Origin of the sequence: Novosphingobium sp. B1 (genome assembly GCF_900176395.1) — a bacterium.
GTDB lineage: Bacteria > Pseudomonadota > Alphaproteobacteria > Sphingomonadales > Sphingomonadaceae > Novosphingobium.
Map to the genome: position 1 here is coordinate 135607 of NZ_FWXL01000005.1, position 23913 is coordinate 159519.

At 61.8% G+C, this 23913-nt stretch carries 15 protein-coding genes, 1 tRNA gene and 3 pseudogenes; 4 read left to right on the plus strand and 15 right to left on the minus strand.

Annotated elements, in window-relative coordinates:
* Positions 1-81: 81 nt before the first annotated feature.
* The 5 genes from B9A23_RS10550 to B9A23_RS10570 all read right to left on the minus strand — a co-directional run bounded on the left by B9A23_RS10550 (position 82) and on the right by B9A23_RS10570 (position 10478).
* The gene (locus B9A23_RS10550; protein ID WP_176217958.1) at positions 82-2706 is read right to left on the minus strand and encodes a beta strand repeat-containing protein; all 2625 of its coding nucleotides are present in this window, start codon (positions 2704-2706) and stop codon (positions 82-84) included.
* Between the two features lie 37 nt (positions 2707-2743).
* Positions 2744-7804: a DUF11 domain-containing protein gene (locus B9A23_RS10555; protein WP_084278846.1), complete on the minus strand. Its 5061-nt coding sequence runs from the start codon at positions 7802-7804 to the stop codon at positions 2744-2746.
* A gap of 62 nt (positions 7805-7866) precedes the next feature.
* Positions 7867-8925 (minus strand): DUF11 domain-containing protein, encoded by a 1059-nt coding sequence (locus B9A23_RS10560; RefSeq protein ID WP_084278847.1) that lies wholly within the window; start codon positions 8923-8925, stop codon positions 7867-7869.
* 67 nt (positions 8926-8992) lie between these two features.
* Positions 8993-9490: a hypothetical protein gene (locus tag B9A23_RS10565; protein WP_084278848.1), complete on the minus strand. Its 498-nt coding sequence runs from the start codon at positions 9488-9490 to the stop codon at positions 8993-8995.
* A gap of 16 nt (positions 9491-9506) precedes the next feature.
* Positions 9507-10478: a DUF11 domain-containing protein gene (locus tag B9A23_RS10570; RefSeq protein WP_084278850.1), complete on the minus strand. Its 972-nt coding sequence runs from the start codon at positions 10476-10478 to the stop codon at positions 9507-9509.
* Between the two features lie 155 nt (positions 10479-10633).
* Between B9A23_RS10570 and B9A23_RS10575 the strand changes: the two genes are divergently transcribed.
* Positions 10634-11302 (plus strand): response regulator transcription factor, encoded by a 669-nt coding sequence (locus B9A23_RS10575; protein WP_139797422.1) that lies wholly within the window; start codon positions 10634-10636, stop codon positions 11300-11302.
* A gap of 48 nt (positions 11303-11350) precedes the next feature.
* On the opposite strand, the gene B9A23_RS10580 is transcribed toward B9A23_RS10575, so the two are convergent.
* Together B9A23_RS10580 and B9A23_RS22250 are read right to left on the minus strand one after the other, a co-directional pair.
* Positions 11351-11755, minus strand: a complete 405-nt coding sequence (locus B9A23_RS10580) for an Hpt domain-containing protein (RefSeq protein WP_084278853.1) — start codon at positions 11753-11755, stop codon at positions 11351-11353.
* 92 nt (positions 11756-11847) lie between these two features.
* Positions 11848-12207, minus strand: a pseudogene (locus tag B9A23_RS22250) (integrase core domain-containing protein); the annotation flags it as partial.
* Positions 12208-12360: 153 nt separating this feature from the next.
* Here B9A23_RS22250 and B9A23_RS10590 point away from each other — a divergent pair.
* Positions 12361-13657 (plus strand): annotated as a pseudogene (locus tag B9A23_RS10590) (IS110 family transposase).
* A gap of 209 nt (positions 13658-13866) precedes the next feature.
* Here the strand turns inward: B9A23_RS10590 and B9A23_RS23285 are convergent.
* The 8 genes and pseudogenes from B9A23_RS23285 to aspS all read right to left on the minus strand — a co-directional run.
* Positions 13867-14672 (minus strand): annotated as a pseudogene (locus B9A23_RS23285) (IS3 family transposase); the annotation flags it as partial.
* A gap of 171 nt (positions 14673-14843) precedes the next feature.
* A tRNA-Thr gene (locus B9A23_RS10600) sits at positions 14844-14919 on the minus strand.
* A 77-nt stretch (positions 14920-14996) separates the two neighbouring features.
* Positions 14997-16271, minus strand: coding sequence for an adenosylmethionine--8-amino-7-oxononanoate transaminase (locus B9A23_RS10605; RefSeq protein WP_084278856.1), 1275 nt, complete (start codon positions 16269-16271; stop codon positions 14997-14999).
* Positions 16272-16329: 58 nt separating this feature from the next.
* Positions 16330-16869 (minus strand): 2'-5' RNA ligase family protein, encoded by a 540-nt coding sequence (locus tag B9A23_RS10610; protein WP_084278858.1) that lies wholly within the window; start codon positions 16867-16869, stop codon positions 16330-16332.
* 243 nt (positions 16870-17112) lie between these two features.
* Positions 17113-18090: an endolytic transglycosylase MltG gene (gene mltG, locus B9A23_RS10615; RefSeq protein WP_084278859.1), complete on the minus strand. Its 978-nt coding sequence runs from the start codon at positions 18088-18090 to the stop codon at positions 17113-17115.
* 11 nt (positions 18091-18101) lie between these two features.
* On the minus strand, positions 18102-19364 hold the full coding sequence (gene fabF, locus B9A23_RS10620; RefSeq protein ID WP_084278860.1) for a beta-ketoacyl-ACP synthase II: 1263 nt from the start codon (positions 19362-19364) through the stop codon (positions 18102-18104).
* A gap of 134 nt (positions 19365-19498) precedes the next feature.
* Positions 19499-19735, minus strand: a complete 237-nt coding sequence (locus B9A23_RS10625) for an acyl carrier protein (protein WP_011444997.1) — start codon at positions 19733-19735, stop codon at positions 19499-19501.
* Between the two features lie 117 nt (positions 19736-19852).
* On the minus strand, positions 19853-21634 hold the full coding sequence (gene aspS, locus B9A23_RS10630; protein WP_084278862.1) for an aspartate--tRNA ligase: 1782 nt from the start codon (positions 21632-21634) through the stop codon (positions 19853-19855).
* Between the two features lie 140 nt (positions 21635-21774).
* On the opposite strand from aspS, the gene rnd reads away from it, so the two are divergent.
* Positions 21775-22992, plus strand: a complete 1218-nt coding sequence (rnd, locus tag B9A23_RS10635; RefSeq protein WP_084278863.1) for a ribonuclease D — start codon at positions 21775-21777, stop codon at positions 22990-22992.
* A gap of 6 nt (positions 22993-22998) precedes the next feature.
* Positions 22999-23895 carry a hydrogen peroxide-inducible genes activator gene (locus B9A23_RS10640; RefSeq protein WP_084278864.1) on the plus strand — a complete coding sequence of 299 codons (897 nt, stop codon included), beginning with the start codon at positions 22999-23001 and terminating at the stop codon, positions 23893-23895.
* Positions 23896-23913 lie beyond the last annotated feature (18 nt).

The window sequence follows — 23913 nt, forward strand, 5'->3', positions numbered from 1 at the left end:
TTCCGTTCATATAGATGGCAGGCATCCTGGTGCCCGAGCCAAACCGGCAGGTTGCGGCAGGTTGCGGCAGGTTGCGGCAGGCTAGTTGACCCTCGCGCGAAACTGCAACGTAAAGCTTGCGGGTGTGCCGCCGCTCGCCCCCGCAAAGGTACCCTTGGGATTGAAACATACATAGCGGACATTTGCATCGAAGCCTGCCGTCGGGGTGTAGGTGCACGCAGCGAAGTCCGCAGGCGCACTTGCCGCGTTGGAAAACCGGACATCGCTGCCGTAGGCGAATGTCAGACCCGATGCGGTGCTGGAGAAGTTCACGGCATCCGCCCCGGCAGCACTGCCATTGGCATCACCATTGAGGAACGAGACCTTCGCAGGCATCGCGTCGATGACCAGCGTGGTGTCGGCATCGACTGCGCCGTTGCCCGAATTGGTCACGGTGATGAAGTAGTCGACGATCGCACCGGGGATCAGCTTGGGATTGCTTGCGCCGTTGACAGGATCGCTGACGAGCGACGATGTCTTGGCAAGGGTCAGCTGGGCCTTGGCAGTATCGGTGTCGGTCGCGAAGTTGTTCGCCGTGTTGCTGTCCGCCACGTTGCCGCCGGTCACGATGGTCGCCGTGTTGACCAGCGCGTCGGTATAATTCGCGGGGACCGTGAGCTTGACCGTATAGGTCACCGTGCCGTTTACCGGAAGGTTCACGGTGTCGCTGAGGGCGCCGGTGGTCTCAGCAGTTATGGTCGTTGTCGCCCCGCCAGCGGCCACTGCGGTGAACTTGACGTTGGCAGCCGGAACGTTGGTCGGGAGGGGATCGCTGACACTGACCCGCGTGATGCCATATGGGCCGGTGTTGCCCACCACGATGGTGTAGGTCTGGACTGCTCCAGCCTGATAGAATGCGGTGCCATCGGTCTTGCTGATCCTGGGGTCAGCGGGCGTGGTGATCGTCGCCGAATAGCAGTTCGCGCCGTCGAGATCGGTCAGCGCCGACGTGCTGGCGACCAAGATGGCGGCACCGGTCGCAAGATCGAAGCCGTAGAGCCCCCCTGCGGTGTTGGCGCCATAGATGTTGCCAAGGCTGTCGGAAAAGACTGCCCCGAACTGGCCCGCAACCCCGACACTGCCGATATCGCGCTTGGCAACGGTCGAGGCGCCCACGGTAAATTCATAGAGAATTCCACTGCCAACGCCGTAAACCTTGCCGGTGACTGGGCTGAAGGCAAGATCGCCGACGTCGGACGTGAAGCCCGCTGGCTGGGCCAACATCGTTGCGGTCATTGTGCTGACATTGACCAGGTAGAAGTTCGAAGCCGTGCTGCCGGCCCGGACGAGCAACGTGTCGTTTCCGATGAACGCACCCGCGTTGTAGCTTCCGCTCGCCAATGTCGGCAGGCCGGAGACCGACCCGAGTTCGGCAACAGCACCATCGCCGCTGATGCGCAGCAACCTGTTCGAGGTCGCCGCGTTACTGTCGAGCGCATACATGAAATTGTCGGCGGGGTTGTATCCAAGCGCGTTATAGTAGCGCGTTGCCGTGCCAAAGTTGGTTGCGGTCAAAGGACTGGCCGCGACCGAGGCGGCAACAAGTTGCGTGAGGTTCGACTGCGAGGCGAAAAGCCGGGCATCGCAGACGAAGCGGCTGCCCGAGGCCGTCGTGAAGCTGACGGCGGCATAGTCGTCTTCGGTGGTGACGCCGTTGTTGGGGGTGGAATCCGGATCGGCGAGCGAGCTGGAGGCCACCTCTGCGCGATTGTTCACGGCTGTCCCGGCGCTGGCGGTCAGTGTGCCGGTCAAGTCAAGGGTAACGGTCTGCCCCGGCGCAAGGTTTGCCACTGTCCACACGCCAGTCGACGACGAGAAGGTTCCGCTGCCGGAAGAGCCAGTGAACGTAAATCCGGTGGGAAGCGTGTCCTTGACCGTAACCGAAGAAGGCGTGCCAGCGCTCGCGGAGGAATTCGTCAGCGCAAGCCGCCATGTAACGCTCCCTCCCGAGAAGGGCGCAGCCGTGAGCAAGGTCTTGGCAAGCGAAAGATCGGCCGTTGCGGCTGCAAACGTCAGGCCCGAAATGCCCATCACCTGCCCGCCCGGATCGCCACTGCCGGTATAGCTGAAATAGGTTACACGGATGCGCTTCACCGCAGTCGTACCGAAATTGAAGGTGATGTCGCCGGTGGTTGAGGTCGCGGCCGCACTCGCCGTGCCGATCCAGCCGTTGACGGCAGTGTTGTTGGTGCGCGCGGCATTGCCGACGATCGTGGCGAAGCTGGCTGCGTTCACGAACGTGCCGTTGCCGGTGTCGTAGGCCACTTCGACCGCGTCGGTCCAACTGCCCTTGTCGATATCCGTCACACGAAAAGCGAAGCTGCTGACCGCGCGCGACAGGGTTATCGTCGTGGTGATCTTGTCGCCGGTGTCGAACGAGGCGTTGTCGAAGTTGCCGAGCAGGTTCTTGCTGCTGCCGCCAAGCTGGGTCGCACCATAGACCACGTAAGCGGCATAAGCCGGGACGAAAGTGCCGTTGGCGTTGTTGTTCGTCGCAGACCAGGTGACCGTTGCCACCGTTCCGTCGGTTGCAGTTACATTCGACGTTGCAGGCACCGCCGCCTGATCAGCAAGCCCCAGGTTGCCCCAGTCCACCGAAGCGCTTTGTGCGAGCGCTGGCCCGGAGTGCGCCACTGCTGCAAAGGCGATGGCAACGAAAATCGCCACCAGTCGGCCCAAGCTGAATCTGCGCAAAAGCATGGTCTTATCGCAATCCCAGGAAATCGAGGCTGTTGGCGTCGAACTTGATCTTGCCTGATACAAACACCCCGCGCCGGGTAAAGCGCGCTTCCGAAAGATCGCGATCGGCGAACCCGGACACGTTGTAACCGAGGGTCACCAGAACGTCGCCCGTGGGGACAAAGCCAAGGCTCGGACCATAGGCGAACGACGTTGCACCTTCCGAAAGCGAGGCGCGCACCGTCGCCCGTCCGCCAAGCTCGAAGCGCTCGCCGATGCCGACACGCGCATCGAAGCCGCCCAGCAGCGTAACACTCGACAGATCATACCCGACCAGACGGTCAAAGTTGTAGCGAGCGCCGAGGAACAGCTCGAATTCCGAGCGTTGCAGCCACTCGTGGCGGTCATCGCCGTCTCGCAAATCAACCTTATCGCGTGGTGTCCAATTCAGCGAGACGCTCGCCAGAACGCGGCGCGCAAGCGCATTCCCATCGACCGAAAACACGCTGTTGCCCAAAGCGCTCGCCGCGCCCGCAACTACCCCGACGACCTGGTCCGAGCGATAGGAAAGGCGGGCAAGCCCTGCAAGCTCGGCGTTTTCCGGCCGATAGGCAGTAGCGAGAGAGCCGTCGAAGATCGTACTGCTTGTACCGCCTGCAACGGCGCGGGTCCAGCTGAAGCCCGATCCGATGACCACGCCCTCGCCCATCTGGCGCACCGCTCCCAAAGTGATGCCGCGGCGGTCCGCCCATTCACCATCCCGAATCTCGCCGCGCAGCGCGACCGACCAGAGGTCACGACGCAAGACCGCGCCGACAGTGGCCGCACTGAACGTCTCTACCAGTCCCTGCGCGCCGATTTGCCCACCGGTCTGCACGGGTTGGTCGGGATTGATGATGCGCGCCGCATCGACACCGCCGAGGATCCGCTCGCCATCCAGCGTCGCGTCGATGGTCAGGCCCTTGGCTACTTCGACCGACTGGCCGATGCCGAAGTTGGCGAAGCTGCGCTTGCCGTATTCGGCGATCGACTGGCTACCGATGGCCGAAGTCAGGCGCGCGCCACGCCAGGGGGTCAATTCGAAGCCCGCGCGCAGGGCGCGAGCATCAAGGGCATCACCGCTCGCGATCTCGTAGGTTGCCAGGAGGCGTGCACTGTTGCCGATGCGATAGGCAGCACCAATCCGCTGGCGTGCCGGAAGGTCTATCGAGCCGGTCTGGCCCAGCGCAATGCTGCCCGTCGCGGAAAGCTCGAACCGATCGTCGAGCAGGCGTCGCGTAACGTTGCCCTCAAGGACGGTCGATGCGGTATCCGAGCCATCGGCGAGATGATCGGAGTAGTGCGTGATGCCTGCGCGCAGATCGGTGTCGTCTAGCTTCAGTGTTCCGTTTAGTTCCGCGGCACGGCGATGGCTTTCACCGCCCAGTTCGTCGTCCATCCAGGCACGGGCGATGACCGACAGATCTCGTGTAACAGCATAACGACCATCAAATCCGACCTTGCGACGGCCGCGCTCAGCCATGTTCTGCTGATTCAGACCAAACTCCCGGCCGATCGACCGAGCGTAGGAAAGCATGTCGAGCTTTCCGTCGTGTCGCTCGACCTCGATCAGCCATGATGCGTCAGCACCGGCTCCATCGGCCCGCGACAAGGCAGCCTCGGCACGGATTTCGGTAGCCGCGTCGGGGCGGAAGCGCAGGTCGGCGCCGCCAAGCGACTTGCGAGCGGCGTTGGCAGTGGCGTCCTTTTCACTGACGACGCTCGCGCCGATGCGCACCTTGTCGTTGGCAAAGGTGACGTCGGCCCGCGCTCCTGCGGTGATTTCATCGTCGCTGGTGCCGGCAATTTCATACGTCACGACGATGAACTGCGGATTGAGATTGCTGTCCCGGCTCAGCACGGGCTGACGAAAGGTGATCGTCGCCGTCAAGGGATCGATGTCATAGTCGACATAGCGCGTCAGGGTGCGGCTCGAGACGATGATTTCCGAGCGAGCCCGGTCGCGGGTCTCGATGATGACAGTTTCCGAGGCCGGAATGTAGGCGCGGCTCGAGAGGCTGTAGGGTCCGGTGAGGCCGTTGCCTTGGATCTCGTCGCGACGCAGGCCTGATCCAACCTTCGCTGCAAATGCCTGCGCATGGATCCGGCCCTGACTACCCTCGGCCTTGATGCCGGTGAACGTACGCTGATAGCGGGCAAGCTGGGTCTGATCGAAACCGGTGACGATATCGCCATATATGGCATAGAACGCTTTCGCCTCGACCCGGACGTAAAGCTTCTCGCGGCTCGCAGCATCGAACTGGCGGCTCGAGCCATCGGCAAACACGGTGTAGTAGGCTTGCGGATCAATCGCGCCGAGCAGCACCTGCTGGTTCTTCTGCTTGGCGCTGTCATAGGCAGCGGTCAGAAGGAAGCGCCCGAGAACGCGGCCCTTGGCATAAAAGGCAACACGGGCATCATCGCCCAGATCGCTGTCGAATTGCGCTCCGGCCTGCATCTGCTCAGCCACGGACCGGCTACCGGACGTTCCCTCGACAAGGCCGACGAGCGTCCACTTCTGGTCGCCAGGGACGATCCAGGACTCGAGCTGCTGCTGGCGCTTCTGTTCGCCGTCAACGAACCTGAAAGTCGTCCGCAACGAGCCCGAAACCATTGTCGGAGCGAGTTCGACCAGAGCAATGCCGTCATCGCCCTTGACCCGCCAGGTTGGAGTGGCCACCGCGCCCCCGGAAAGCTGGTTGGCCTGCATCCGCGCAAGCGCCTCGGCGCTCTCGTAAGGCGCGTTGATCGACAATTCTCCCGATACCCCATCGTGAACCGGGCGGCCGCTGCGATCGAGGACGCGCAATGCGAGCACCGGACGCGTACGGCCATCGGCCACCAGCCGCGAGCGTGCCGCGTCGATCTCGACGCGCACCGCCTGGTTCGAGAAGTGCACGAAGCGTTCGTCCTTGCTCGCTACGGATCCATCGACGTTGCGGATAACCGCTTCCAGGCGGACATCGCCATCGGGCAGCGGAATGCCACGCCAGACCGACACGGCAAAGCGACGATCAGGGGATACCGTGGTTCCTTCCAGCGCAACCTTTTCGACCGGCTTGCCGTTGGCCAGCAATTCGACGGTCTGGCCCTTGCGATGGCGCACGACAGCGCGAACGGCAGGGGCGCGGGGGTTGTGCGCAATGTCGGGAAAGAGGAAGCCGTCCTTGCCATCGCCTTGCCCGATCCAGTCTCGATCACCAGCGGCCAGCGCGGCGTCGCCTTCGTCATCCTTGGCATCAGGCCTTGCCGCAGGACCGCCAACGCCCTGCACGGGAGGAATGACAGCGAAGTCTGCAACGGCAAGCGTTCCGCCCTGCCCCGTGACGAAGCGGCTGTTCGCCTTGCCGGCGCTGCGGCTGCTGCGGGCGCAGTCGACAAAGCGCGAGCCTTCCGGAAGCGTCTGGTCCTGGGCCTGCACGACATGCGTGCCGGGGACCAGGCCTTCGAAATGATAGCGGCCATCCGCATCGGTCACGGCAAAGCTGCCATCCTCGAGCACGACGCGCACGCCAGCAACTCCGGGACGGTTCTGACTTACGCTGCAGTCGCCATAGGACACGCGTCCGATCAAAGTCATCCGCCCGGCGATGCCTTCTTCCTCGATACGGATCGCGGCGCCGGCAGATGAACGGTTGCCACGCGCATCAATAGCATCGACGCGGTTTTCCGCCGTGCCAGCCGGAGCATCGGGCCGCACTGTCATGGCATAAGTCACTTTCCGCGAAGCGGCAGGAGCGAGGGTGCCGATGCGCACGGTCAGTGTCCGACCATCGGCTGCTACCGAGACGGCGCCCGGCGCCAGCTTGCCATCAACGCGGACCGAGTCCGGACGAAGGCGCAGCCATTGGGAAGGACGGTCGGTCAGGACGACATCACGCTTTACGCGGCCGGTATCGATGTTGCGCGCCTCGATCGCGTAGATCACGGCATCACCGGGGGCTGCGCTGGCACGAGAAGCCGTCTTGGTCAGGCTTACCGCAATCGACGGACGGTCGAGCGGCACGTCAATCTCGACCGGCTCCACACTACCCAGCGAAAAACTGGCTCCCCAGGATGCAGCACCCAGCTTCAGTGGAGTACCATCTGGGCGCGCAACGGTGGCGAGCTGCTCTTGTGTCGAATTCGAGGGTGCGGCGTAGGGAGACGGCGCCTCGATCTGAAGGCGGTACGAACCGAGCGCGGCAAGCGGGAAACGGTATTCTCCTGCCGGCAGCGTCTGGAGATTGCCCGCGCCATCGCGGAAAGGCTGGCCGGTGACGATCGACGATGGCCATGCGGTGATGCCGTCTGGCGCGAAGACTTTGGCAGGCTGGCCAGTCGCAACGTCGATAAGGGTCACGCGCGCGCCGTCGACGGGCTCACCCGTCTCGCTGTCAAACACGTAACCAAACGGATCGGCCAGCACGTTGACTTCGACGACCGAAATGACGCTGGAGCGATCGGGGCCGGCAAGAATCTCGATGGTTACAGTGCTTCCGCCCGCCACGCTGAGCACGCAATCGCGCGCCACCGGCAGCGGCGGAACGGCTGTGGTCGAGATCTCGCCCACAAAAATCCCCGAATTCACATCGCTTTCGTAGATGGCAAGCAGTTCGGTGTCATCCGAGCCTGTGACCAGGCGGGCGGTCAGGGTGTCGATCGCGGCCGCATCACGGTTTGCAGCGGGCGACGAAAAGCTAAAGACAAGCGTTTCGCCGACCCGGATCTGGTTTGTCTGTTCAAGGTTGTAGGTAACCTTGTTCGGAGTGCTGCCAGCAGCATTGGCAGCGGCCGACCGGATGCCGGCACTGCATTGCGACTTCACTGCCGAGAACGAAGAGCCTGAACCAAGCGTCGGGTGAAATGTCGAAAGCCTGACTGGATTGGACACGCGAGCCGTAGTAACGGTGTTCGAGGCCCGGACCTTCGTTTCTCCGCTGACGATGTAGGTAACACGGGCAGTGTTGGCGATGTCCTGTGCGCGCGCCTTGCCGACCACCATCAACAACACGAACGCGAGCAGCAAGAGCCCCAGCGCAGGGAGATGGGTGGAAGAGCGGCGCATGAGGAAATCTGGCGATCCGAATGGCTGCCCGGCCTGCGAGGGGACGCAGGCCGGGCAAAGCGTTACTTGATGGTGGCCTGGAAGATCAGCGTCTTTGTCTGGCCTGCAGACACCTGCGGAATGACCCCTGCGACGGTGGTCGTTGCCGAGGTGTAAGTGCCATTGATCGTTCCGGCCGTGCACTGCCCGTTCGAGACTGTGCCATCGACCTTGACGCCGAAGGTGCTCAGATAGGTGATTTGCGCCGGCAAGGGGTCATTGACGCCCACATCGTTGGCGGTGGCGCTTCCCGATGCGTTCGTGACCGCAATGCAGTATTCGACGACGGCGCCCGGAATGAACTTGGGATTGGTCGTCCCGTTGACGGGGTCAGACACGATGCGGCTGCTCTTGGCAACGCTGAGCGCGGCGGCAAGCACGGTATAATCGTCGCGTGCCGAGTACTTGCCATCGTACTGAGAGTCGGCCGCGCCTGCTCCATCGGCAAATACGGTGTCGATGCCGGCAGTATTTGCGGTGGTGGTCTTTGTGACCAATGCGCCCTGCGTGCCCGCTGCGCCACCTTCTGCGGCAGTCGCCGTCAGCGTGACGGCAGCGACGTCGTTGGTCACGCGATCAAGCGGCACGTCGGCGACAATGAAGACTGTCTTCTTCTGGTCGGCACCAAGCTCGTCAACATAGCTGACCAGCGTGTCGGTCGTCGCGTTGAAGATGCCATCGCCATTGTCGATGTAGATCTTCACGGCAGTGACATCGTAGTTATCGGTTCCGCCATGCGGAGCAGCGCCACCCGCAAGCTGGGCGGCCGACAGCGCGACGTCGAGCGTTGCGTTGGACAGATTGGTGACTTCGAAGGTGGTCACCGCCTGTGCCTGGCCCGGCGAGACCTGGGTCGTCGTATTGCCGACTTCCGTAACCAGCAGGTCGACCTTGCGATCGACAGTGAAGGTGTCAGACCCCGAAACGGCGTTCTGGCTGATGCCTTCAACCTTGAAACTGACGGTTGCGGTATTGGTAATCTGCGTGCCCGCAGCCGTTCCGGCGGCATAGGCAGGCGAAATGCTGAGCGCGACGAGCGAAGCACCGCTCACCGCGCCCAGCCACTTTGCTGTGCGGTTCATTGTTGTGTCCCCGTTATCAAATTGCCTGCTTCAAGTGGCCGGCAGGCGCGACCTCAAGTTCGTCCGCTCAGCGAACGACCGCGTGGTATTCAAGCGATCCGGATGCGCCCGGCGCAATCTGGGGGATCGTCCAGCGAATGTGCGTGATGTCGGTGGCAACGGCGCGGCGCATACCCCCCTTGCCGTCCGGAACGCTAAGCGTCGCAAGCCGTGCGAAGGACTTTCCGCCATCGATCGAGACTTCCAGCGCATCCGTTGACGGCGCCGCGACAGCTACCGCCTGCGGCACCGGATTGGTGACGACAAATGCATCGACCGCGGCTTTTCCGGTGTTGCTGTAGCGGGTGCGGAACAACAGGCGGTCGCCAGGGACGACGCTGGCCGGTTCGACGAGCTGGACGGTTTCAGCGCCGTTTACGACGACCTTCTTCTCCACCAGCACATCGCCCTTGAGAACGACCGGATCGGGAGTGACTGCATCGGCCACCTCGGCAAGAACAGGCGAGGCGCCAATGCCGAGCGAGAGGGAAGTGCATGCGACCAGCAGGGCTTTCTTGATGCTCATGTCAGGTGTCTCTCGTTCAGTTGATCTTGACCTGGAAGGTCACGGTACGGGTCTGACCTGCAGCGACAGTGCCGAGCGAAACCGCAACTCCATCCGTGTTCGAGGCCTTGCCGGCGTCGTTGTCGGCAGCATCGGAAAGCCCCGTGCCCTGCAAGGTGAGCGAACTCGGCTGATAGGTCGTGCCGGTTGGGATGACGTCAGTGATGGACGCGCCATCGACAGTGCCGCTGCCGGTCATATTTGCGACGATCTTGTAGGTAATGACCGCGCCGGGAATTGATTGCGTGCCACCGTACGGGTCAGACGTCGTGGCCGACTTCTCGATCGAGAGCGACGCGATGCTCGCCGTGATTGCCTGGCTTGCATCCTGCGTTGCCGTGGATGCGCCTACGACGGCATCGCTGCCCCCGTCGCCCTTTGCGGCAAAGACCGTGCCTGCGCTGCCGGTGCCGGTATCAGAGGTCGCCACCAGTTTGATGTTGCTGGTCTGACCATCCGCCGCGCCCTCCGGCAGCTTGGCAATCACGAACACAGTCACACTGCCATCGTGCACAATCGCCGAGGTCGGTGTGCCCGTAGAAAGGACGGTGTCCTTGGTGGGATCGTAGATGCCGTCGCCGTCGTCGACGACGATCTGCTGAACGATCATGTCGTAGTCGTTGCCTGCCACCGCGGCATTCGCGACGAGATTGAACGCTTCCGTTCCGTTACCGGTATTGGTCACCTTGAAGGTAAACACGGCGGTATCTTGTGACGTCATCGCTGCACCCTGAGAGGACACGGCTACGTCGAGCAGTTCGTCAACCTTGATCTCGACCGTGTTCGACAAGACAGTTTTCGTGGCACTGCCACTGGTGTAACTGGCCTGCGCGGTGTTCTTGATGATCGTGCCAGCCTCGACGCCTTCGGCATGTGCGACGTTGGCTGCAAGGGCCGCGGCTGCGATTGCCAGAGCGGATGTTAAACTTTTTGAAGTGCAGTGTGACATGACCTGTCCTTCCGTATGCAGTGGGGTCTAGTCAGATTTGCTCGGAACCGGAGCGGGTTTGTACGTATTCCACCCTAAGTATGAGTGAACGGGGGCTCTGGTTAACCAACCGTTAGCATCTAGCTACGCAAAAAAGATAGAAGTGGGTCGAAATAGTGCCGCGCAATACCAATCCCGTGACGAAGGTCGCGGTAATAGATGATCATGCACTGTGCCGAATGTCATTGAAAGCGATGATACAGTCGGTAGATCCATCAATTATTGTCAAAGAGTTCGGAAAGATATCTGATTTATTCGATGATGTTGACCGTGATGATCTTCGGGCAATCTTTCTCGATCTTGGCCTTCCCGATGGCCAGGGTCTAATGAATGTTTCGCTGATACGCTCGATCGCGAAAGGTTCGCCGGTTGTCGTCGTTACCGCCGACGAAAAGCCAGAGACGCGCGATGGCGCTCTCCAACTTGGCGCTGCCGGCTTCTGGCCCAAGTCTGGAAACCTCGCCGAGATGGAGACCATACTTCGGGATGTCTTCAATCAGCATGAGGCTGGCAGCTTGAGGCAGAAAGCTGGCTTTTCCCCCGCAGGACCTGTGCCGACCGAAACACCTCACTTGCTGGCCAGTTCACCAGCCCTGCTCTCGCCTGCCCAAATCAAGGTTCTCAACGAGTTGGTCAAAGGGCACTCCAACAAGATCATCGCCTACGAACTCGGGGTCGCGGAAGCGACGGTGAAGAGCCACCTGGCTGCGACCTTCCGGGCCCTCGGAGCGACCAATCGCTCTCAGGCACTTCTCAGGGCAAGAGAGCTCGGCTTGATCGGCTAGCTGACAATCGCAAATGGGCTGACGGCCCCGGTGTGCGAAGCGTCTAGCCTACGCCGGTGGCCGGGCATTCCGCAGGTAGTTAACGACCGCTTCGACAGTTTCCCGATAAACAATGCGGAGCCTGGCAGCTGCCGCCTTTCCGGAATTGGGCCCTAAATCGGGCTCGGCCTCCGCTTTCTGCACCTCAGCGGCAAGCTGCTGTGCACCAACTGCAAAAGCGATGCCCTTCAACGCGTGAAGAGAGGCCGCGGCGGCTTCATGCTGCCCCTCTTCCAAGGCGCCAAGCGCTTTGTCCAACAACTCTCCAGTTGAAGCTTCAAAAAGCGACAGCATGCTCACAATCGTTTCCCGATCGAGCTGCTCACCATATAGCGTCTCTGGGTTTAGCAGCGCTGATGCAGTCAAATCGGTGCTCGATCCTGTTTGCCACGGCCAGAGATCAGGCTTCAGCACAAACGAAGTGCAAAATCCAGAAGCCGTTCAAAGCCAGGAATGATCAAGCCTTGCGAGGCACGGCAGGTCGAGTGTGACCTGCCACGGGACTTTCATCCAGCTCTGATTAGAGCCTCGGCGGTTGTGGTAATGCCTTTCAGCGCCTTGTTTGCAATGGGGTCAGGCATGCCTGACCCCATTGCAAAAATCGTTTCCGCGTAGCTGGCCGGGGTCTGGTATCCGATCGAGGAGTGCGGGCGGCAGGCGTTGTGATCCTCTGCCCACTCGCGGATCGCGGCGCGGGCATGATCGAGGCCGTGGAACAGCGTCTCGTTCAACAGTTCGTCCCACATCCGTCCGTTGAAGGATTCCACGTAGCCGTTCTGCATCGGCTTTCCGGGGGCGATGTAGTGCCAATCGATCTCATGATCCTTGCACCAGGCCAGAATCGCATTGGCGGTGAACTCGGTCCCGTAGCAAATTGGGAACCGGTCCCTCGAAGAGCCGGATTGCCTTGATGAAGGCAAGGGCGCGTAGCGCCCGCAGGCTTCATCAAGGCGGCCATGATCGGCCAGCAGGTCTCTAAAGTGAAGTTGTCGACTCAACCCTTTGGAGACTGACCGACCATGACCAAGCGAAGCCCTACTCCCGCCAACGCCGTGCTGGTAGCCATCGATATGTCCAAGCACCGCCAAGAAGTACTGATCGAACGTCCGGAAGGCGGCCGCCGGCGGCGAATGACTGTGATGGCAACCAAGGCGGACTATGATCGCCTCGCAGCGGACCTCGGAGAGATTGGGCGGCCGATTGTCGTCGGCTTTGAAGCCACCGGTAACTACCATCGCACCCTGGCGCACCGTTTGCTGGCCGCAGGTTTCGAGCTGCGGTTGATTTCGTCGGTTGCGCTGGCCCGAACCCGTGAGGCTTTGCACAACGGCTGGGACAAGAACGATTCCAAAGACGCGCAAGTGATCCTGCATATGCTGCGGATCGGCGCCACCCAGCGCTATGTCGATCCGCTTGCCGCTGGGATCAACGATCTGCAGGAGATGTCGAAGACACACGAAGCCATTTCCAAGGCAAAGACCCAGACCTGGCACCGGATCCTGACGCACTACCTTCCGCTGTACTTCCCGGAGATCGAGCGGTTCGCCGGCAACAGCCGGTCGGACTGGTTCCTGGCCTTGCTCGAGCGGTTTCCTACCCCGGTGAGCATGACATCGCTCGGCCTGGAGGCATTTACGCGCGAGGCCTGGTCGCTGGTCGGCCGCAAGGTCTCCAAGGCTCGCTTAATCAACGATATTTACGAGACCGCTTGCGCTTCGGTCGCACTACCGGTCGACGAGGATGCCGTCGCGATCGCCATGTTCCGCATGGTGATCGCGCAGGCGCGCAGGCTGATCCGGCAACGCGACGAGATCGAGCGGACTGCGAACGCCGTGCTCAGCGAGAACCGCGATTACCAGCTCCTGCGCATGATCCCCGGGATCGGCCCGATCAATGCACTCACAATCCTCGCTGAGGCCGGCGATCTGCGGCGCTTCAACCATCATCGCCAGTTCCTGAAGTTTTGTGGGCTCGACCTGGCCACATGCCAGTCGGGCACTTTCCGCGGGCGGACCAAGCTGTCGAAGTACGGTAACGCCCGGTTACGCCGCACCTTCTGGATGGCGACCCAAGTCGCCATCCGCCAGCGCGACAACAGTTTCCGCGATAAGCTTGGCCGCTATGTTGCCGGCCATGGCAACGACCCCGATCGCCGCCGCAAGGCGATGACTGCACTCACCGCCAAGATGGCGCGCGTCGCGCACGCCGTCATCAAGACGGGAGCCGAGTACCGTCCGTTCGTCGAACGGGCGGACACCAGATGGAAGGACCCCTCTCTGTTGTGCCGTGAGGGCGCTGCGGCGACCCTGTAGATAATGTTCGGGCCTTCCATCTGGCATCCGCATCTCATTTTAAGGACGGTGAAGACCACGACCGGCACGGCCGCTGGATCCTGTGTTTGCTATGGCCGAGAGCGCATTCCTTGACGATGGAAGCCATCTGGATCAGAACGCAATGAGCGCCGATCGCAATCGGCGCAACGAGACCTGCTGGCCGTTTTCCGCCGCTGCTTCCCGACCTAGGACGTTGTCGCTGACGATCATGCCCGGCTTGTCGCGCCAGGCGATGATGTCGGTCAGTTCGCGCGCCACGCGGCGGCCGGAGATCGACGTATCGGGGATCGCGGCGAGGCATTCCCTGGTCACATCATCGACGATGTTGAGCACCCGGAACCGCCTGCCACAGGCGAACTGGTCATGGACGAAGTCCAGACTCCAGCGGGCATTGGGCCGAGCAGCCACGAGGATCGGAGCCCGTGTGCCGACCGCCCTGCGCCGGGCCCGGCGCTTGCGAACGCCAAGCCCTTCTTCCCGATAGAGTCGGTAGACACGGTTGATGCCTGATAGCTCTCCTTCCCGCCGCAGCAAGATGTGCCGCCGACGGTAGCCGAACCGGCGCCGTTCATTGGCAAGCTCGCGCAAACGCGTACGCAACTCCGTCTCCGGTGGCCGCCGGGACTGGTAGCGAACGCTCTTGCGATCGGCATCGATGACGCGGCACGCCCGCCGCTCGCTCATCCCGTGATCCCGAAGATGAGCAACCGCTTCCCGCTGTGCGACGGGCGTCACCATTTTTTTGTGAGAAGGTCCTTCAACGCCGCGTTGTCCAACATGGCATCCGCAAGAAGACGTTTCAGCTTCGCGTTCTCGTCCTCAAGCGAGCGCAGCCGCTTCGCCTCGGACACTTCCATGCCGCCGTACTTGGCCTTCCAGTTGTAGATCGTCGCCTCGGATATGCCGTGCCGCCGCGCCAGATCGCCGGTCTTCACGCCGGCCTCTGCCTCCTTCAACACGCCAATGATCTGCTCTTCCGTAAACCTCTTGCGCTTCATCTCGTCCGTCCTCGTCTGGGCCGGACTCTAATCGCAACTGGAGGAAATTACCCGTGGCAGGTCAGGGTCGGTCGAGTTTAAGTCCTTTCAGCAGGCAAAATCAGGCCTCCAAGGCTAAGGCCTTTTGGTAGGAAGCCGATGATTTTCCTTGGGAAAGCACCTTAAAGAAGGTGGTGCCGCTTACGTGACTCGAACACGTGACCCCATCATTACGAATGATGTGCTCTACCAACTGAGCTAAAGCGGCCTGTCTCCAGACAGGCGCGGCGTTTAGCCATGCGTCCGGTGAGAGGCAACCCTTTTCGCACGTCGGACTGTTGATATTTAGCTGAAGCTTCTGATGCTCCACTCCCTTACCGCGGATACCATGGCGTCTGCAATCGCGCGCACGTCATCCTCGCCGGAGACCAGTGGCGGGGTGGTGTACAGAATGTCACGGAAGGGCCGCAGCCAAATACCCTGAGCAATGCATGCCGCAGAGAGCTCTTCCGCCGGCGCAGCCCTGTCCAACTGAATGACGCCAATTGCGCCACGGACGCGCACATCGACAACGCCGGGCAAGCTTTTCGCCGGAGCAAGTTGACGAAGCAGTTGCTCGCTGATGGCGCGGGCCTGCGCAAGGCGAGGCTCGCTTGCAAACAGATCAAGCGAAGCGTTCGCAGCGGCACAGCCCAGCGCATTTCCCATGTACGTCGGGCCATGCATGAGCGCAGACTGAGCCTTGTCAGAGAGAAAACCTTCGTAGATGCGTTTGCTGGCGACAGTTGCTGCAAGTGGCAGCGTTCCTCCCGTAAGAGCCTTGGACAACGTGACGATGTCGGGATCGACCCCGGCAATTTCGCAGGCGAACATGGCATCCCCAAGCCGACCCAGTCCGACGAAAATTTCGTCGAAGATCAACAGGAGGTCGTGCTCATCGGCAAGCCGGCGCAGAGCCTGAAGAGTGAAAGGATCATGAAATACCATGCCGCCAGCGCCCTGCACGAGCGGTTCGATGACAATGCCAGCCAGATCGCTTGCATGACGTTCGAGCAATCGACCGAGCGCGGCTTCGTCTTCGGGATTGCGTGGCAAGTCGACGACGAGCTGCTCAAGGAGCGCGCCCTTGAACAGGCTGTGCATGCCCTCGTCGGGATCGCAAACGCTCATGGTGGCAAAGGTGTCGCCGTGATAGCCGCCGCGAAAGCACAGGAACTTCATTCGCCGACGACCGCGGTTGACCCAGTACTGCGCAGCCATCTTCATCGCGACTTCAACAGCGACCGAGCCGGAATCGCTGAAGAAGACGTGCTCGAGATCGCCCGGCAGCATTTCAGCAAGCCTTCGCGCCAGGACATAAGCCTGCTCATGCGCAAGCCCGCCCAGCATGACATGGGGAAGTGTTTCGAGCTGCCGCTTCACTGCCCGTTCGATGTGTGGGTGCCGATACCCGTGGACGGTTGACCACCAGCTTGAGACGCCGTCGATGAGCTCCCGACCATCGGCCAGCCTCAGCCGCGTTCCGGTTGCGGAAATCACCTCCAGGGGGGCACGCGCGGTCTGCATCTGCGTATAGGGCAGCCAGACGTGCCTTTGCCCGGCTTCATACCAATCCGTCATGTCCAGCAGCGCTCTTAGCAAGAAGGGTGCTTCGCCCTGCCCCGGTTGGCCGTTCCAATCAAGGGTGGCTGCCAGCCTTTCCGTGAAAGCGCCACTGCCCTGCAGGCTCCCACGGCCCGCCGAGGTAGCGATTGACCGACAGCCCCGCAAAGTTGAAATTGCGTGGCCTGAATATCGCCGCGAGTTCGGTCTGGAGGGCGCGCGCCTGCGCCCTTGAGACCTTGTTCTGAATGGTAACGTGCAGACGCAACCCCGCCTGATCCTGCTTCGTCAGGAGGCCATGAAATCTGTCGGCGATGTTGGCTCGCACTGTGTCAATGCCCGGACTGTGGATGCGGAAAGCCGTTCCGCCGCCAAGATCCATTATTTCCACGATCTCGGCCGGCACAGGCGCCAGCTGACTTGTCAGGGTGGCCAGAGCGCTGCGCACCTCGTCGAGCACGAAATAAGGCAAGGCGTGAAAGAGCGTCACGTGCGCTTGGAGCACATTGCGATCAGGTGGAAAATTCTCGCGACGAAGGCGATCGAAATGCGCCTGCAGATCCTTGGGCAGAGACGCCGTGACGATCAGAGGAGAGTGAGACGGGCTTTCGTTCATGATCGGCCTGTCGCATGGGACCGGACAAAATCACAACGAAAGCATGGGAGAAGTGGGAACATTCGGCAAAGTCGCGGCATCTTGCTAGCGCCTGACGCCCGGCATAGCCGTAATGTTCCCCCGGATACTGGGCAGAGCAAGCTCTGTCCCCGTGCCTCCGCCGCGAAGCTTACTGGCGAACGATTAAAAGAAAAGAAACTTTCGCTCGCACTTCGGCGACGCTGACAACTGCAATAGCCAAGCTTAAAGTTCGCCGCGCGCCTTACGCAGAGCGAACCATTTGGCAACATTGGAATTATGCTGTTGCAGCGTGTCTGCAAAAACGTGTCCACCCGTCCCATCGGCTACCATGAAAAGTGCGTCCGTTTCGGCAGGATCAAGTACTGCGGCAATCGAATCGCGCCCAGGATTGGTAATCGGCCCCTTGGGCAAGCCTACCATGGTGTAAGTGTTGTAGCCGTTGACCGCCTGAATCTCGGACTGGCGGATGCGTCGACCGAGCGGCTTGCCCTTGGTGATCGGATAAATGATCGTAGGGTCCGCCTGAAGTAGCATGCCCTTGCGCAGGCGATTGGAATAGAGCCCGGCGACCATGCGACGCTCTTCCGGCTTGCCGGTCTCCTTCTCGACAATCGAGGCAAGGATCAAGGCTTCCTGGGGAGTCTTCGCAACGGTGCGCGGCGTTCGCTTGGCCCACAATTCGGCCAGCGTCTTGTCCATGGCGGCCTGCATTCGCTTGAGCACAGCGGTGCGCGGCTCACCCTTCTGCCAGTCATAGCTGTCTGGCAGGACGCTGCCTTCAAGCGGTGCCGAAACCGCGCCAGTCAGGTCCTTGTTCGCCATCAGGCGTTCCGCCACAAGCACCGAGGGCATTCCTTCAGGAATGGTGACGAGGCGGCGGATCACCTTGTCGCCCTTGAGGATTTCAAGAATCGTCGCTTCGCTGGCGGCCTTGGGAATGAGGAAGGAGCCGGCCTTCACTTCCGTTCCGCCGCCGAGCAACCTCGCCCGAAGCTTGAACATGGTTGCCGAGCCGACGACACCCTGCTCCTGCAGATCGTCAGCCAGCAGGCTCAGACCTTCACCTTCCGCAACGTCGAACTCGACCTGCTTCTCGAGCGGTCCGGACGAATACCAGCCGCCGACAACCCAACCAGACAGGCCCAGCACAACGGCGGCTGCCGCAAGCAACGGCAGCCTTGATCGACGACGGCGGGCCATCGTTGGCGTCCTTAGTCCTCGACCGCCTTGACGATCACGCTGGCGTTGGTGCCACCGAAGCCAAACGAGTTGTTCAGCGCTGCCCGAACCTTGCGCTCACGCGCCCTGAGCGGGACCAGATCGACACCTTCGGTGCCCTCGTCGGGATTGTGAAGGTTCAGCGTGGGCGGAACGATCTGGTCGCGGATGGCGAGAATGCAGAAGATTGTCTCGACTGCACCGGCACCGCCGAGCAGGTGGCCGATGGCCGACTTGGTGCTGCTCATAGACGCGCCCGCGAGGTCATCGCCCAGCACACGCTTTACTGCGCCCAATTCGATCGTGTCAGCCATGGTCGAAGTGCCATGGGCGTTGACGTAGTCGATGTCGCCCGGCTCCATGCCGGCCTTGCGCATGGCCATGCGCATGGCGAGTTCGGCGCCCTTGCCTTCGGGGTGAGGCGCAGTCACGTGGTAGGCATCGCCCGACAGCCCGTAACCGACGACTTCTGCATAGATCTTCGCGCCGCGCGCCTTGGCGTGCTCGTACTCTTCAAGCACGACGACGCCGGCGCCCTCGCCCATCACGAAGCCATCGCGGTCCTTGTCGTAGGGACGGCTCGCCTCTTCGGGACGGTCATTATAGCTGCAGTTGAGCGCACGGGCCTGCGCAAAGCCGGCCACACCCAGCGGGTTGATCGTGCTTTCCGCGCCGCCTGCCAGCATCACGTCGGCATCGCCGTCCTTGATCATGCGCGCAGCGTCACCAATCGAGTGCGCGCCGGTGGAGCAGGCCGTCACAACCGCATGGTTAGGCCCCATCAGGCCGTACTTGATCGATACCTGTCCGGAGATCAGGTTGATCAGGCGACCGTGCACGAAGTGCGGAGAAACGCGGCCGGGCCCCTTCTCGTGCAGGACGATCGATTCGCTCTCGATGCCGGGAAGACCGCCGATGCCAGAGCCGATCGAGCAGCCGGTGCGCATCTTGAGATCGTCGTCCATGTCGACAAGGCCGGCGTCTTCAAGCGCCTGGCCAGCAGCATCGATGCCGAACACGATGAACGGATCGACCTGGCGCTGGATCTTGTGATCGACGCGCTTTCCGGCGTCAAAGCCGTACTCGTGATCTGCCGGCTTCACCTCGCAGGCGATCTTGCACTTCTGGTCGGTTGTATCGAACTTGGTGATCAGCCCTGCCCCGCTCTTGCCGGCGAGCAGGTTCTTCCACACGGTTTCCACGTCCGCCCCGAGCGGGGTGACGAGGCCAAGTCCGGTTACGACGACACGACGCATTGAATTCTCCGGAAAATAAGCAAACAGGCCCAGCCCCTGGTTTAGGGCTGAGCCTGCCGAAGTCCTCCCCTGCCTGGCGTCAAGCGCACTGGCAGCCCTTCGACACGCTCAGGGCAATAGGGGGATGTGGGCGATCAGCCCTTGTTTTCGTCGATGTACTTGATCGCGTCCGAAACGGTCGAGATCTTCTCGGCCGCATCGTCAGGGATCTCGACGCCGAATTCTTCTTCGAACGCCATGACCAGCTCAACGATGTCGAGCGAGTCAGCGCCCAGATCGTCGATGAAGCTGGCTTCTTCGGTGACCTTGTCAGCCTCGACGCCGAGGTGCTCGACAACGATCTTCTTAACGCGGTCGGCGGTATCGCTCATGAAATGCCCCTTCGAAGGAAAGCGGTGGGTGTTCTGTGTTGGCTTTCGCCCTAATGAACGGATTGCGGGCTGGCAAGGGGGGCGGTGTGGATCAACCCACAGCGCGCCCGTCCCGGCTCATCCCTTCGGCTGTTCAACGACGCGAATGTTCAACTCGCGCAGTTGCTTCAGTGCTGCAGGCGACGGCGCCCCCATCAGCAGGTCCTCGGCACGCTGGTTCATCGGGAACAGCGTGATTTCGCGCAGGTTCTGTGCCCCGCAGATCAGCATGACAATGCGATCGACGCCAGCAGCCATGCCGCCATGCGGCGGCGCGCCATACTGGAAGGCACGGTAAAGGCCCCCGAAGCGCTCTTCCACGTCAGCCTTCGACAGGCCGACGATCTCGAACGCCTTGACCATGGTTTCGGGCGACTGGTTGCGGATCGAACCCGAGGCGATCTCGAAGCCGTTGCAGACGAGATCGTACTGAAAAGCGTTGATCGTCAGCGGATCCTGGCCGTTCAGCGCGTCGATCCCGCCCTGCGGCATCGAGAACGGATTATGGCTGAACTCGACCTTCTTGTTGTCCTCGTCCCATTCGTAGAACGGGAAATCAACAATCCAGCACAGCTCGAAGCGGTCCTTGTCGATCAGGCCGAGCTGGTCAGCGACGCGGGTGCGGGCAGAACCGGCAAGCTTCGCGGCCTGTTCGGCCTTGCCCGCGGCGAAGAAGCAGCCATCGTCCGGGCCGAGGCCAAGCTTGTCGAACACCGCAGCCATCTTGTCGGCGCCGTGATTCTTGGCGATCGGGCCGCCGAACTCGCCACCCTTGCGAGTGACGTAGCCCAAGCCTGCGTGGCCTTCCGAACGCGCCCAGTCATTCATGTCGTCGAAGAACTTGCGGCTCTTGTCCGCGGTGCCCGGCGCCGGAACAAGACGCACGACCCCTCCGCCGCCGACGATCTTCTCGAACAGGCCGAAGCCCGACTGGGTGAACTCCTCCGAGACGTCCGAAATGATGATCGGGTTGCGCAAGTCCGGCTTGTCCGAACCGTACTTGAGCATGGCTTCGGCATAGGGAATGCGGGGGAAGCTGCCGGTCGGCGTCACAGAACGGCCATTGGCGAAGGCTTCGAACACCCCGCCGATCACCGGCTCCATCGTCTCCCAGACTTCTTCCTGGGTGACGAAGCTCATCTCGAGGTCGAGCTGGTAGAACTCGCCCGGCAGACGGTCGGCACGCGGGTCTTCGTCACGGAAGCACGGTGCGATCTGGAAATAGCGGTCGAACCCTGCGACCATCAGCAACTGCTTGTACTGCTGCGGTGCCTGCGGCAGCGCGTAGAACTTGCCGGGATGGATGCGGCTCGGCACGAGGAAGTCTCGCGCACCTTCGGGCGAGGACGCGGTGAGGATCGGGGTCGAATACTCGGTAAACCCTGCACCTTCCATGCGGCGGCGCATGTCGGAAATGACCTTGGTGCGCGTCACGATGTTGGCGTGCAGCGTCTCGCGGCGAAGGTCGAGGAAGCGGTAGCGCAGGCGGATGTCTTCCGGATACTCCTGCTCGCCCGCCACCGGCATCGGCAGTTCCTCGGCGGCGGAAAGCACGGTTGCTCCGCGCGCGAAGACTTCGATCTCGCCCGTCGGCAGGTTGGCGTTGACCGTGCCTTCGGAGCGCGCCTTGACCTCGCCGTCGATGGTGACGACCGATTCCACGCGCAGCGCTTCCAGGATCGGCAGCGCCGGACTGTCGGCATCGGCGACGATCTGGGTCATCCCGTAGTGATCGCGCAGGTCGACGAAAAGCACGCCGCCATGATCGCGCTTGCGGTGCACCCAGCCTGAAAGGCGGACGGTCTGCCCGACATCACCGCGCGTAAGGGCGCCGCAGGTATGGGAACGGTAAAGGTGCATCGAAACTCTTTCCAATCGGTCTGCAATCGGGCAGGGGGAATGGGCGGCTAACAGGCGATGGCCGCGCTTTTGTCAAGCCGCGCTCCCTGACGGGAGCACCACCGGGTCGCCCTTACCGGCGCGCCATACAGAAAAGACCGATGAAGATACATCCCCTGATCACGACGACCGACGCTCTGGCCGAATTGTGCGAGCGTCTGGCAAAGGCCGATTTCATCACGGTCGATACCGAATTCATGCGCGAGAACACCTATTGGCCTGAACTGTGCCTGGTGCAGATCGCCGATGACAAGGAAGCCGCAGCGATCGATCCGCTGGCGCCGGGCATTGACCTATCACCGTTGCTCGAGCTGATGTGCGAGAACGAGGAGGTGCTGAAGGTCTTCCACGCAGGTGGGCAGGACGTGGAGATCATCTACAACCTCACCGGCAAGACCCCACACCCCATCTTCGACACGCAGATCGCGATGATGGCGGTCAGTCAGTCCGAACAGATCGGTTATTCGAATCTGGTTGAATCCTGGCTCGGCTTCTCGATCGACAAGGGCGCACGCTTTACCGACTGGTCGCGTCGCCCCCTGACCGAGCGACAGATCGAATACGCCATCGGCGATGTTACCCACCTTTCAAAGATCTTCCCCAAGCTTCTGAAGCGCCTGATTAAGACCGGACGCGGCGAGTGGCTGGATATCGAGATGGAGAAGCTGGCCGATCCGGAGAACTACCGGACGGACATGGATACCGTCTGGCAGAAAATTCGCGCGCCGGGCCGCAATCCGGCCGTTCTTGGCCGCCTCAAGGCCTTGGCTGCATGGCGCGAGCGTGAGGCCATGGACAAGAATATTCCGCGCGGCCGGATCATGCGCGATGAAACGCTGGCCGATATCGCCAGCCACCCGCCGAAGGAACAGCAAGACCTCGCCAAGGTGCGAGGGCTCTCGACAGGCTGGAAGGACAACGATATCGGCCGCCGCCTGATGCAGACCTTGGCCGATGCCAAGCCGCTGAGCGACGCCGAGATGCCGCCCAAGGCGCCACGCGGCGCACCGCTCGGCAAGGAAGGCGCGCTCGTCGCCGACCTGCTCAAGCTCCTGCTCAAGATTCGCAGCCGCGAGATCGACATCGCAGCGCGCCTGCTCGCACGGACCGACGATCTCGAATTGCTGGCAGCCGGCCAGCGCAAGAACCTCCCCATCCTGGAAGGGTGGCGCTACGAGCAGTTCGGCCGAGACGCGCTGGAACTGGTCGAAGGCAAGCTGGCATTTGCGGTGGTGAACGGCAGGCTGAAAATGGCGCACATCGATGATATCGGTGGATCACCCGCACAGCCCGAAGTTGCCGTTCAATTGGATGAATAGTCCACCATGAGCACCTACCTGCCCACGCTGAAGCAGTTGCAATACCTCGTGGCTCTGCACGAGCATGGGCACTTCGGACGCGCGGCCGATGCGTGTTTCGTGTCGCAATCGACCCTGTCGGCCGGCTTGCGCGAGCTCGAATCGCTGCTTGGCGTCGTCCTCGTCGAGCGCACGCGGCGCGTTGTCCGCTTCACGCCGCTTGGTAACCAAGTCGTGGCCAAGGCGCATCGCCTTCTGCGTGAAGCCGAAGAGCTTTCCGAACTGGTGCAAAGCCACGGCGCTCCGCTGGCGGGCGAGCTCCGCATGAGCGTAATCCCTACCATCGCGCCGTTCCTGCTCCCGCGCATTCTCCCGCGATTGCGCAAGGAGCGTCCCCAGCTAAAGCTATTCCTGCGCGAAGAACCAAGCGCTGCGGCCATCGAATCGCTTCACCACGGTCGTGCCGACTGCGTTCTGCTTGCCCTCCCTTACGCGACCGGCGAGGTGGAAGCCGAGGTCCTGTTCAAGGACGAACTGCTGGTCGCCTTCCCCAAGGATGATCCGCGTGATCCACCGGCAACGATAACCTCCGACCTGATTGACGAGAATCGCCTGCTTCTGCTTGAGGACGGCCACTGCCTGAAGGAGCACGCGCTAGCCGCCTGCAATCGCCCCGAAATGCGTGCCAGCGCGACGATGATCGGCACTAGCCTGCACACGCTGGTGCAGATGGTCGACAACGGCCTCGGGCTCACCATGCTGCCGCAAATGGCGATCGACGCGGGGATTCTGCACGATACCCAGATCGTCGCCCGTCCCCTGAAGGCCGACCATGCCTGGCGCGACATTGCACTTGTCTGGCGCCGCAACAGCCCTCGCGCCGATGAGTTCCGAATGCTTGCAAAGGAACTGCGCGCCGGCTGAACGTCCGCACGCAGCCAG